8 protein-coding genes are annotated in these 12,623 nt (G+C 63.0%); 7 read left to right on the top strand and 1 reads right to left on the bottom strand.

Translation table 11 applies throughout. The annotated features are described in order from the left end of the window. Positions 1 to 8: 8 nt before the first annotated feature. Positions 9 to 2,099, bottom strand: a complete 2,091-nt coding sequence (locus tag B5F33_RS00735) for a glutamine synthetase III (protein WP_087409880.1) — start codon at positions 2,097 to 2,099, stop codon at positions 9 to 11. 244 nt (positions 2,100 to 2,343) lie between these two features. On the opposite strand from B5F33_RS00735, the gene B5F33_RS00730 reads away from it, so the two are divergent. The 7 genes from B5F33_RS00730 (at position 2,344) to B5F33_RS00700 (ending at position 12,548) form a co-directional block, all read left to right on the top strand. Next, entirely contained in the window at positions 2,344 to 3,222 is an 879-nt protein-coding gene (locus B5F33_RS00730) for a methylenetetrahydrofolate reductase (RefSeq protein WP_087409879.1), read from the top strand. Further along, positions 3,219 to 3,992, top strand: a complete 774-nt coding sequence (locus tag B5F33_RS00725; protein ID WP_087409878.1) for a hypothetical protein — start codon at positions 3,219 to 3,221, stop codon at positions 3,990 to 3,992. The genes B5F33_RS00730 and B5F33_RS00725 overlap by 4 nt, the downstream gene beginning before the upstream one ends. Positions 3,993 to 4,201: 209 nt before the next feature. Next, positions 4,202 to 6,772, top strand: coding sequence for a homocysteine S-methyltransferase family protein (locus B5F33_RS00720; protein ID WP_087409877.1), 2,571 nt, complete (start codon positions 4,202 to 4,204; stop codon positions 6,770 to 6,772). A gap of 447 nt (positions 6,773 to 7,219) precedes the next feature. Next, complete coding sequence (locus tag B5F33_RS00715) at positions 7,220 to 8,584, top strand: PFL family protein (protein WP_087409876.1); 1,365 nt, start codon at positions 7,220 to 7,222, stop codon at positions 8,582 to 8,584. Positions 8,585 to 9,077: 493 nt separating this feature from the next. After that, on the top strand, positions 9,078 to 9,956 hold the full coding sequence (locus B5F33_RS00710; RefSeq protein WP_087409875.1) for a class I SAM-dependent methyltransferase: 879 nt from the start codon (positions 9,078 to 9,080) through the stop codon (positions 9,954 to 9,956). A gap of 220 nt (positions 9,957 to 10,176) precedes the next feature. Continuing rightward, entirely contained in the window at positions 10,177 to 10,998 is an 822-nt protein-coding gene (locus B5F33_RS00705) for a MurR/RpiR family transcriptional regulator (RefSeq protein ID WP_087409874.1), read from the top strand. 242 nt (positions 10,999 to 11,240) lie between these two features. Beyond that, positions 11,241 to 12,548: a PTS transporter subunit EIIC gene (locus tag B5F33_RS00700; RefSeq protein ID WP_087409873.1), complete on the top strand. Its 1,308-nt coding sequence runs from the start codon at positions 11,241 to 11,243 to the stop codon at positions 12,546 to 12,548. Positions 12,549 to 12,623 lie beyond the last annotated feature (75 nt).

Below are 12,623 nucleotides of genomic sequence, written 5' to 3'. Positions count from 1 at the left end.
CGCTCACGCTACACGTAGAACAGGATGTCGTCGTAAGTCGGCACCGGCCAGTAGTCGGCGGCGACGATCTCTTCCATGGCGTCGACGGCGGCACGCAGCGTCTCCATGGCAGGGCTCACCTCATGCGCGTAGCAGTTGGCCTGCTCCTGCGCGTCGACAATGCCCTCGGCCTTCTGGTGCACCGCATCGAGCGCCTTGATGCCCTCGTTGATGTCGGTGATGCCGCGGCACAGCTTGTTGAGCGTGTTCTTCTCGCAATCCATGGCGGCGTCGGCACCGGCGCTGTGGATGATCTCCAGGCCCTTGGCGACCTTCGTGGCGTAGGCGGTAATCGCCGGACGATAGGTGCGGCGCGCCTCACGAATCATCGTGGTGGCCTCGATGTTCATGAGCTTGTTGTACTTCTCAAGCTTCACCTCGTAGCGGCTGAACGCCTCGGTCTCGGTAAGGACGCCCATGCTGGTCCAGAGCTCGAGGTTCTTCGGCGCGACCATGGCGGGCAGCGCGTCGGCCGCGGTGCGCAGGTTGTCGAGGCCGCGGCGAGCAGCCTCCTCCTGCCACTCGTCGGAGTAGCCGTCACCCGAGAACAGGATGCGACGATGCTCGTTGAGCGTCTTCTTGCAGTACTCGAGCGCAGCGCTGGCGAAGTCATCGGCGGGCGTGCCCTCAAGCGCGTCAGCGAACTCCTTGAGCGCCTCGGCGACGGCGGTGTCGAGCACCAGGTTGGGGTCGCTCGGGTTGGCCTCGGAACCGACGGCACGGAACTCGAACTTGTTGCCGGTGAAAGCGAACGGAGAGGTGCGGTTGCGGTCGGTGTTGTCCTGCTCCAGGTTGGGCAGCACGTCGGCGCCCAGGTCGAGCACGCCGTGGGTGGCGTGGACAGAAGCCTTGCCGTCCATGATCTTCTGAACAACCTCGGTAAGCTGGTCGCCCAGGAAGATGGAGATGATCGCCGGAGGCGCCTCGTTAGCGCCCAGACGGTGATCGTTGCCGCAGCTCGCCACGGACATACGCAGCAGGTCCTGATACTTGTCGACAGCCTCGATGACGGCGGTCAGGAAGACCACGAACTGCAGGTTCTCGAGCGGGGTATCGCCCGGATCGAGCAGGTTCTCGTCCTCGGTACCCAGCGACCAGTTGTTGTGCTTGCCGGAGCCGTTGATGCCCTCGAACGGCTTCTCGTGCAGCAGGCAGGTAAGGTCGAAGTTCGTGGCGACGAGCTTCATCTTCTCCATGACGAGCATGTTGTTATCGATGCCCTCGTTGAGCTCGGTGTAGACGGGCGCGAGCTCATGCTGGCAAGGAGCGACCTCGTTGTGCTTGGTCTTGGCGGGAATGCCAAGCGCCCACAGCTCGTCGTCGAGCGCCTTCATGTACTTGGAGACGCTGGGGCGAATGGCGCCGAAGTAGTGCTCCTCGAGCTCCTGGCCCTTGCAGGGGGGAGCGCCGAAGAGGGTGCGGCCGGTGATGACCAGGTCGCGACGCTTGCGGTAGGCGTCCTTCTTGATCAGGAAGTACTCCTGCTCAAGGCCGATGCTCGGAACCACGCGCTTGGGCGTCTTGCCGAAGAGTGCCAACACACGCTTAGCCTGCGTGTCGAGCACCTTCATGGAGCGCAGCAGCGGGGTCTTCTTGTCGAGCGCCTCGCCGTTGTAGCCGCAGAATGCGGTGGGGATGCAGAGCACCTCGTCCTTGATGAACGCCGGGCTCGTGGGATCCCAAGCGGTGTAGCCGCGGGCCTCGAAGGTGGCGCGCAGGCCGCCGTTGGGGAAGCTCGAGGCGTCGGGCTCGCCCTGGATGAGGGCCTTGCCGGTGAACTTGGTGATGGCGGTGCCGTCACCAACGGGCTCCAGGAAGCTGTCATGCTTCTCGGACGTGATGCCCGACAGGGGCTGGAACCAGTGCGCGTAATGCGTCGCACCGTGCTCGATCGCCCAAGTCTTCATGGCGTGGGCAACCGCGTTTGCGACGTCGAGGTCGAGCGGCTCACCCTCATCGATGGTGGCGAACAGGCGCTTGTACACTTCCTTGGGAAGGTACTCCTTCATCACGCTCTCTGAGAACACCAGGGTCCCGAATCGGTCGGTAAGATTCGCCATGCGGAATTCCCTTCTCTACACACCGGAGGCGCCCGGCGGGTCGTATTGGACATCAAGCAGGTTAGTCACATCGTGTTTCGCCCAAATTAACAGAGGATTGCCGGCTCGATACCATTTCGAGAAGCAAGTGTAACAGGACCGTAGCCATTCTGTATCATGCCTAGAGACAATTCGCGTATCTTGCAGGGATTTTCTGACCCGCCATACGGGCGGCTCCCCGCTGTGATCTAGAAAGGTGAACGCCATGCGCGTCGACGATATTTTTCGCAACGCCCGACAAGCAAACGAACAACCCGTCTCGTTTGAGATGTTTCCCCCGAAAGGCGAGCTCACACTCGAGCAGGCGCGCGACATCGCGGGTGAGTTGGCGCAGCTGGGGCCCGACTTTATAAGCGTGACCTACTCGGCCGGCGGATCGGGCAACTCGGGCGCGACCGCAAGCATCGCCTCCATGATCTCGCACGAGCTTGGCGTGGCATCGGTAGCGCACCTCACCTGCATCTCGCTGACACGCGATGGCCTGCGCGAGAAGATCGACGAGTTCCGCGCTGCAGGGATTGAAAACGTGCTGGCGCTGCGCGGCGACCTGCCCGCCGGCATGAGCGAGGCGGAGGCAGGGGACATCGCCTTCCCCTATGCAAAAGATCTTGTGCCCGAGCTGGTGGACGCCGGCTTTTGCGTAGGCGGAGCGGCATATCCCGAGGGACATCTGACGTGTGAAGACCTGAATCTCTCTGTAGAGCATCTCAAACAGAAGCAGGATGCAGGGGCGAGTTTCCTTGTTACGCAGCTGTGCTTCGACAACGAATACATCTATCGCTTCTTGGACATGGCACGCGTGGCGGGCATCACGGTACCCATCACCGTTGGCATCATGCCGTTTATGAGCAAGCAGCAGATCACGCGCATGGTCTTTACCTGCGGAGCGTCGCTACCCTCCCCTGTGATCAAGCTGCTGGCAAAGTACGAAGACGACCCCGAGAGCCTGAGGGCAGCCGGCATCGACTACGCGTGCCGTCAGCTTGAGGACCTGGCCGCACACGGCGTCGATGGCTTGCACGTCTACGCCATGAACCGCCCCTCGGTGGCCCGCGCGGCCATGAGCGCGCTCCGGAGCGCATGATGCCCCAAGGGACAGGCGCCATTTGGGACAGCCTGCGCACGCCTGGGCTGTATCGGCCTCAGTCGAGCGAGCGCCCGCAGATAGACCGCGCCGAGGTGCTGCGCTACCTGGGATATGCCGGGCAGGAGCTCAAGCCTGACCTCGCCGAACGCATCGAGCACGTGATTTGCCAGGTCGAGGAGACGCTTCTTCCTTCCGGCGTCCGCCAGGCCTTCCCCGTCGACGCCACCGGTACCGACGAGGACGGTCTGCCCTGCGTGCGCCTGGCAGGAACCACCGTCGAGCTGCGCGGGCGCGACGCGTATCGCCACCTGCGCGGAGCCTGCTGCTGCATGCTGCTGGTCTGCACGCTCGGCATGGCAAGCGAGCGCGCGCTGCGGCTTCTTGGCAGCCGGCGTCCGCTGGAGTCGGCGGTATACGACGCCGCCTGCTCGGCCTACGTGGAGGCGGCGCTTGACCAGATGGACGCCGCCGTGAGCGACGATGCCCAAAAGCTGGGACTCTCTCGCAACTGGCGCTTCTCAGCCGGCTACGGGGATTGCCCGCTTGAGGCGCAGGACAGCATCGTTGCCACCTGCAACGCCGGACGGCTACTGGGCGTCACCGTCACACCCGCGCACCTGCTGCTTCCCTCGAAAAGCGTCACGGCGTTCGTGGGGCTTTTCGAGGGCGAGCCGGCAAGCGCCAACGATCGTCCCGGGTGCAGCACGTGCCGCCTGCGGGGCAGCTGCGCCTATCGCGCTCGCGGTACCACCTGTTACCGCTCATAATGGCATTGGGGCTCCGGAGGCCGCATAGACCTGGTTGCCTTGGTTGTCCTGGTTGCCTTGGTTGCCCGGGTCGGCCTGGCCGCCTCGGCCGACTTGGTCGCCTCGGTTGCCCTGGTCGACCTGCCCCCTCGGTCACTCCGGTCGCCTCCGCCAGGTGCCCGCATCCGCCGCGCACGTCTCGCCTCTACCTACAGAAAGGCACGTCCGACATGGATTTCTCGCTTGATACCGCCGCTCCTGTCACCGCCGCGCGCGAGGCGGGCTACGCCTACACCCCGCGATCACTCGACCGTGTGCGTGCAGACGACGACCTGCGCGCCGTGCTCGAGGGCAGGCGCCACCTGCTCTTTGACGGAGGTATGGGAACGATGCTCCAGGCAGCAGGCCTCAAGGCGGGCGAGCGGCCGGAGCTTCTCAACCTCACCCATCCCGACGCTATCCGTCGCGTCCATGAGGCCTACGTCGCCGCCGGCTGTGAGGTCGTGACCACAAACACCTTTGGTGCCAACGCGCACAAGCTGGACGGAGCTGCCACGGTCCAGGAGGTTTTCGACGCCGCGGTCCGCATTGCCCGCGCGTCGGGAGCCCGCTATGTTGCCGGCGACATCGGGCCCATCGGCGCCCTGCTGCGCCCCATGGGGACGCTTTCGTTTGACGAGGCCTACGAGCTCTTCGCCGAACAGGTACGCGCCGCCGCAGCGGCAGGCGTGGACCTCTTCATCATCGAGACCATGACCGACCTGGCAGAAATCAAGGCGGCCGTACTCGCATGCCGCGAGAACAGCGACCTCCCCATCTTTGCCACCATGACCTTTGAGGGCGACGGGCGCACCTTCCTGGGCACCTCGCCCGAGGTGGCGGCGGTCACGCTCGACGCGCTGGGCGTGGACGCCCTCGGCATCAACTGTTCGCTCGGCCCCGCAGAGCTGCATCCGCTTGCCCGCCGCATGCTCGCCGTCACCGCAAAACCCATCATCGTGCAGGCGAATGCCGGACTCCCTCGCATCGAAGACGGACGCACCGTCTACGACATCGCTCCCGAGGCCTATGCGCAGGCGGTGCGCGGCATGGTCGATGACGGTGTGACCATCGTCGGCGGATGCTGCGGCACCACGCCCGAATACATGCGTCTGCTGGCCGAAGTGCTGCAGAACCACGAGCCCATCGCCCGCAGCATGGACCCCGTCTTCACGACGACGAGCGCCCAGCGTCTGGTGGCCCTCCCCCAAGACGAGCAGCGCATTGCGGTCATTGGCGAGCGCATCAACCCCACCGGCAAGAAACGCCTGCAGCGTGCGCTTCGCGACGGCGACCTGGACTACGTGGTTGGACAGGGCATCAGCCAACAGGAGCAGGGCGCCGACGTGCTGGATGTGAACGTGGGCCTGCCCGGTATCGATGAGGCCGACACGATCTGCCGGGTCTGCGAGCAGCTCTCGGGAGCCGTCTCGCTTCCCCTGCAGATCGACTCGACCGATCCTGTCGCCGTAGAGGCGGCCGTGCGCCGCTATGCCGGCAAGCCGATCATCAACTCCGTCAACGGCAAGCGCGAGAGCCTGGACGCGATCCTGCCCATCGCCGCCCACTACGGAGCCGACGTCGTCGGCCTTACGCTTGACGAGCGCGGCATACCCGAAACGGCCAAGGCCCGCTTCGAGATTGCCCAGCGCATCGTGAATGAAGCCGCCGGCTACGGCATTGGACCGGAGCGCATCCTCATCGACTGCCTGGTCATGACCGCATCGACCAACCAGAACCAGGCGCTTGAGATTCTGCGCGCCGTGGCGCTTTGCCGAGCTCGCTTGGGCGTACGCTGCACGCTCGGCGTCTCGAACATCAGCTTTGGCCTGCCGGCACGCGAGCTCATGAACGCAACGTTTTTGTCCGCAGCCTTCGGAGCGGGCCTTGATGCCCCCATCATGAATCCCGGGTCTGCGCGCTACATGGATGTCGTTCGCTCTTTCCGCGTGCTCAACGCCGAGGACGAGGGGTCGAGCGCCTTTATCGAGCGCTATGGCACCTGGGCAGACCCGTACAAGGTCGCCTCCGGCGCGGTTCCTGCCGCTGCCTCCTCGCCCGCGCCTGCGGGCGATGGCCGCGCCACGGCGGACGCCTCGACGTCCACGGGCGCGTCCACGGCCGCGGCCGACGTGCCCCAAAGCGACACCGAGCTTGCGCAGCACCTCATCCTTACCGGACGACGCGACGGCATGCGCGAGGCGGTCGAGCGCCTCCTTGCCACCAACGATCCCATGGACGTGGTGAACGGGATTCTCATCCCCGCGCTCGACGAGGTCGGACGCCTCTTTGACCAGGGAAAGTACTTCCTTCCGCAGCTCATGGCATCGGCCGAGGCCGCACGCGCCGGCTTTGACACCATCCGCGACGTCATGCCGGCGGACGATGTGACTAGCAAGGGCGCCGTGTGCCTGGCCACCGTGAAGGGAGACATCCACGACATCGGTAAGAACATCGTGCGCATGCTGCTGGAAAACTACGGATACGCGGTCTTCGACCTGGGACGCGACGTAGACCCCGAAGACGTGCTCGCCTGCGTGCGCGAACGCGGCGTGCGCGTGGTGGGGCTTTCGGCTCTCATGACCACGACGGTGCCTGCTATGCGCAAGACAGTCGAGCTTCTGCATGCTGAGGTGCCCGACGTAAAGGTCATTGTGGGAGGTGCCGTGCTCACCCCCGAATACGCGCGCGAGATCGGAGCCGACTACTACGCCAAGGATGCCGCCGAGACGGCCCGCATCTGCGAGGAGCTGTTCTCGTAAGCCGCAAGTCGCATACGCTCGGTGCAAGTTGCGTACCCTCAATGCGAGTTGCGTACCCCTCTTTCACGTTACGTACGCTCGACGCAAGTTGCGTGCGCTCTCTAAAAGTTGCGGGAACGATTCGTCCAAAAACCCTCACTTTAGAGGGTGAAAATGGCCGAAAACCTCTATCAACTTTGGAACTGCGCACGCAACTCGAATACCGCATTCGCAATGCGACACGACATGGGCACTCTTGCCAAGCACCGTGACACGACCTAAACCGGTCAAGCCACCTCACTGAGCACTGGGACACGACCTAAACCGACCAAGTTGCCCTCGAGCTGCCTCACTCCCTGTAAACGCTGCGGACACGTTCTCCTTGTCGCGTCGGTCACCTGTCCTGGACGTTAGAATAGGTGCCACGACGGCAGGTAGATGCCGCACCACCTCGACATAAGGAGCGCCATGGCGATCACGCCCCAAGAAATCGCTGAGACCCGCGGCATGGTCGCGGAGCAGAACCTCGACATCCGTACCATCACCATGGGCATCTCGCTCATGAGCTGCGCCGATGAGAACCTCGACCGCATGTGCACCAAGGTCTACGACCGCGTGACCACCACGGCAGAGCACCTGGTGGAAACCGCGCAGAACCTTGAGCGCGAGTACGGCATCCCCATTGTGAACAAGCGCGTGTCGGTGACCCCGGTCGCGCAGATCGCTGCTGCCTGTCCCGACGAGGACCTAACGCCGCTCGCCCATGCGCTCGACCGCGCGGCCGAGACGCTCGGCATCGACTACCTGGGCGGCTTCTCTGCGCTCGTGCACAAGGGCATCGGCAGCAGCGACCGCCGGCTCATCGCGTCCATCCCCGAGGCGCTGGCGGGCACGAGCCGCGTCTGCTCGAGCGTGAACGTGGCAAGCCTGCGAGCGGGCATCAACATGGATGCCGTGCTGGAGGTTGCCAAGGTCGTGCGTCGCTCCGCCGAGCTCACTGCCGACCAAGACTCCGTGGGCGCATCGAAGTTCGTGGTCTTTGCCAACATGGTCGAGGACTCCCCCTTCATGGCCGGCGCCGTGCATGGCGGCGGCGAGGCCGATGCCGTCATCAACGTGGGCGTCTCTGGCCCCGGCGTTATGGCGGCGGCTCTGGAGGAGCTGCCCGATTCGGCAAGCATGATGGACGTCGCGGAGAAGATCAAGCAGACCGCCTTCAAGATCACCCGCGCCGGCGAGCTCATGAGCCGCGAGGCTGCACGCCGTCTGGGCGTCGAGAAGGGCATCGTCGACCTGTCGCTTGCGCCGACCCCCGCCATCGGCGACTCTGTCGCGCGCATCCTCGAGATCATCGGCGTGGGTACCTGCGGCGGCCCCGGCACTACCGCAGCGCTCGCCCTGCTTAACGACTGCGTGAAGAAGGGCGGCGTCATGGCCACCTCTTCGGTCGGCGGCCTCTCCGGTGCCTTCATCCCCGTATCCGAGGACGCCGGCATGATTGCCGCCGTCGAAGCAGGCGCGCTCTCGCTTGAGAAGCTCGAAGCCATGACCTGCGTGTGCTCGGTGGGCCTGGACATGATCGCCATCCCCGGCGACACGAGCGTCGAGACCATTGCTGGTATCATCGCCGACGAGATGGCAATCGGCGTCATCAACAACAAGACCACGGCGGTCCGCATCATCCCGGCCATCGGCAAGGGCGTGGGTGACGCGGTGGAGTACGGCGGCCTCTTTGGGCGCGCGCCGATCATGCCGGTCAACCAGTTTGCTGGCTCGGTGTTCGCGCACCGCGGAGGACGCTTCCCCGCCCCGCTGAACTCGCTTAAGAACTAGCTACTTGCCACGGCGCCCGTCTTGTGTCTACCGAGACGGGCGCCATTCTTTGCACATGCCATAGAACGGGCGCGACGATGGTCAAAATGAATGCCCGCTGGGCACGCCCGATGCGCACGGCATGACCCCTTGGTCAATATGGGCGCCGTCTGGGTACGCCCCGCGACCCGTTCGGCGCCTTTTGGTCAAAATGCGCTTCCACTGGGCATCATCTCCTCACAACATCCCCTGCAAGAGGCATATCGAAGCCGAAAGCCTACCCAGCACTCTATGAAATTGACCACGGGTACCCATCTCCCACGCAAGCCGTGCCCAGAGCGCCGGTACATTGACCACAGCAGCCCGCAGCCTACCAACGGCGCGCCCACGCCACAACCAAATTGACCACCCGCACGCCCCGGCAAAAGAATTGCCGCCACGGACGTAGAACATGCCGCCGTATCATAGGTGCTGTCAGCGTATAGAGAAATACCGAGCAGGGAAGGATGGGCGCATGCCATCACCAACGGCGACCTTGCTTACGACAGACTGGAACGAGGAGTGGAAGGCGCTGCAGGCAGAACGGCGAAGCGCCGACAGCCCCGCGTTCTGGGACGCGCGCGCCCGGCATTTTCAGCCGCGCGAGACACATCCCTACGCCCGGGACTTTATCGAACTTGCCCAGGTAGGTACCGGGAAGACCGTTCTTGACATGGGGTGTGGCGCGGGCTCGCTTGCTATCCCGTTCGCGCGTGCCGGACACCCCGTGCTCGCCTGCGATTTTTCGCCCCGCATGCTCGAAGTTTTGCGAGAGGGAATGCAGCACTACGGTCTCGATGACCTCATTGAACCCAAGTTGCTTGCATGGGATGAAAACTGGGAGGCTGCCGGCGTTGCGCCAAAATGCGTTGACGTGGCCGTTGCCAGCCGGTCGATCGCCACGCACGACCTCAAAGCCGCTCTTCTCAAGCTTGACCACGTCGCGCGCAGGCGCTGCTGCATCACGCTCGTTGCAAACGCAAGCCCTCGCGTGGACCGACATATCATGGACGCGATCGGGGCCTCGGTCACCGAAAGTCGCGACTACGTGTATGCCTTCAACATCTTGATCGGCCTCGGCGCATGTCCCGAGGTGCGCTACATCGAGTCCTGGCGACGTGACACCTTTGACTCTCTAGAGGCAGGCGTCGCCGACTTCGCGCGCATGCTTGAGGGAGGCAACGAAGACCGCCTGCCCGAGCTTCGCGCCTACATCGCCGAGCATATGGTTGAAAACCCACAAGCGGGAGAACCGGGCGAGAAGGGACGGCCGCAGGGCCGCTATATGCTAGACCATCGCCGGCTTGTTCGCTGGGCATTCATCGCCTGGACGCCGATAAGCAGTCGTATATAGGCGTCGCATCCGGCATCCCTACTGCGTCAACACGCCAGCTGGCAGAGCGCGAGCCGCGTACGGCCCGCAACGCCCCGACAAAGCAGAGCGCACACGATCGCAGCCAATCGCGTGGCGCGGATAACGCTGACAGAAAACTCATCCCTGTCCGCCGAGTTCATCGTCGGTGCTCAGCCACGACGGTGTCACAATAGATGCCGTTTTGACGAGAAGGGCTCCTATGAAAAAACTCCGCCACGCACTCTATGCCATCCTGAACTCCAGCGACGTCGACTCCGCCGACTATCGCATCGCCGACTACCTCATCAGAAACATCTACAGCATCGCGAACTTCGGCATTCAGGATGTAGCCGACGCCTGTTTCGTCTCCAAATCGACGGTCAGCCGCTTTTGCAGACGCATCGGCTTTGCCGACTTCAACGCTGTGGTCCAAAGCATCCGAAACGTGCAGATGCGCGATTACAAACGCTTCGACGAATACCTCGGCTTCGACGCGCAGGAGATGACCGACGCCTACCTCGACCAAGCGATTGACTGCATGCTCAAAGTGCGTGAATATGCTACGCCCGAAATCCTGGGAGAGCTGGCGCAGCTGCTGTTTAGCCACGACACCATCGGCATCTTCGGCCAGATGCAGTCGCATTCGGTCGCACTCAATTTCCAATACGAGCTCGCTTCGCTGGGCAAATACGTTTCTTGCTTCAGCATGATGCCCGAACAGGAGGAGTTCATCCTGAACTCTGGAAAAGACAGCATGGCCATCATCATCTCGTCGGGCGGAAAGTACTTCCAGGACTTCCAATCGCATTTTGACTACCTGTCAAGCGACCGTCCCTATCTTGTGCTCATCACAAACAACCGACGCCTCACACGGTGCGTCCCGTACGACCGAGTCTTTGTGGTTCCTTGTGCCAACAACACCGCCAGCCGACCGCTCTCGCTGCAGCTCTTTGCCAACCTTGCCGTCATGCATCTCAGTAAGCTCCTCGAGACAAACAAGGTGTCGACCCCTCAAGGCAGCCCGCAAGATCTCTGCGTCTAGCCGGTCCCGGCAGCCCACCGCTACACAACTTGCATCTCTGCTGCCCAACCAGTCCACATCCAACACGCTGCAAGAGCCATCCGATTGACATGCGCGCGGCGCATGGCATGAAAGCGGTTCCACGCTCTGGAACAGCTCCCACGCTGTCGAAAACGGCAGACGGCAACCCTCCGTGCTTGCTATAACAAGGATGTCAAACCAGAAGCGCGCCTGGCATCCACACACGATCGGAGGTTACCGTCATGGAGTCATTCGAAAAGATACGCTCCACGTTAGAAGAGCTCATCGGTCGCTTTGCCGCAACCACCGCAATCAACGCGCTCAAAAACGGCGTCATCGCTACCCTGCCCCTAACGATGCTGGGCTCTATCTTCCTGCTCATCTCGTCGTTCCCTATCAGCAACTGGAACGAGATCATGTCCGGCATTCTTGGACCCGACTGGCAATATCCCTTCACCCAGGTGTCAAGCAACACCTTCGACATCATCGCTATGGCGTCGGCGGCGAGCATTGCCTATCAGTACGCCAAGCTCAAGGGCGTCGAGCCTTTCGCGTGCGGCCTCATCGGCCTCGTCAACTTCCTCGTACTCATCCCCTCGGTTGTTACGAGCGGCGACGTCGAGGTGACCGGAGTCATCTCCAAGACGTGGTCGGGCGGCAGTGGTATGGCAACGGCCATTATCGTCGGCCTTATTACGGGCTGGATCTACACCTCTGTCCTCAACCGCGGGTGGCGCATCAAGATGCCGGACAGCGTTCCGGCCGGTGTTGCTAACACCTTCAGCGCACTCATCCCCGGCTTCCTGTCGATTGTTACCGCCTTCGTCGTATGCGCCATCCTGCGCTTTGGGCTTGCCACAACCTTGGCGGAGGTGCTCGTAAGTCTGTTGCAGGCACCGCTTCAGATCGGTCTGGGCTCGCTCCCCGGCCTGCTCGTGCTCACCATTCTCATCTCGCTCTTCTGGGTATTCGGCATTCACAGCTCGGTCATCAACTCCATCGCCAACCCGATTTTGCGCGCCAACGGCCTTGCCAACCAGGCACTTATCGACGCCGGCATGGCACTCACCGCGGCGAACGGCGCCTACATGGTCACCTATCAGACGCGATCGAACTTCATCACGATGTCCGGCGCCTGCTGCACCATCGGCCTGGTGCTTGCCATGGCCTTCATTGCGCGCTCCAAGCGGTATAAGAGCCTCGGCCGACTTGCACTCGTCCCCAGTCTCTTCAACGTCAATGAGCCCGTGCTCTTCGGCTTCCCCATCGTGCTCAACTTCCGCATGATCGTGCCCGTGTTCCTCGTGCCCATCGCTGCCGCCCTGCTCACCTACTTTGCTTGCTTCACGGGATTTGTGCAGCCATTCGGAGCCATCGAGGTCCCCTGGACCACGCCTCCCCTCATCAGCGGTTTCATCCTTGGCGGATGGCAGGGTCTGGTGCTGCAGCTTGTCATCGTCGTCATCTCGTTCCTGGGCTACTACCCCTTCTTCCGCAAGCAGGACAAAGAGTCGTTTGAAGCCGAATCAGGCCAGGACCAGGCAGCCTAGCGCTATTTCCGCGGGGCGATACCGCCAAGGTCATCGCCCCCCACCTTGGACCGTCCGTCGTCCCAGACACACCCA

The sequence above is a fragment of the Collinsella sp. An2 genome (genome assembly GCF_002160065.1).
GTDB lineage: Bacteria > Actinomycetota > Coriobacteriia > Coriobacteriales > Coriobacteriaceae > Limicola.
The sequence above is the reverse complement of the archived record's forward strand: the minus strand, read 5'-3'. Positions and strand labels throughout refer to the sequence as shown.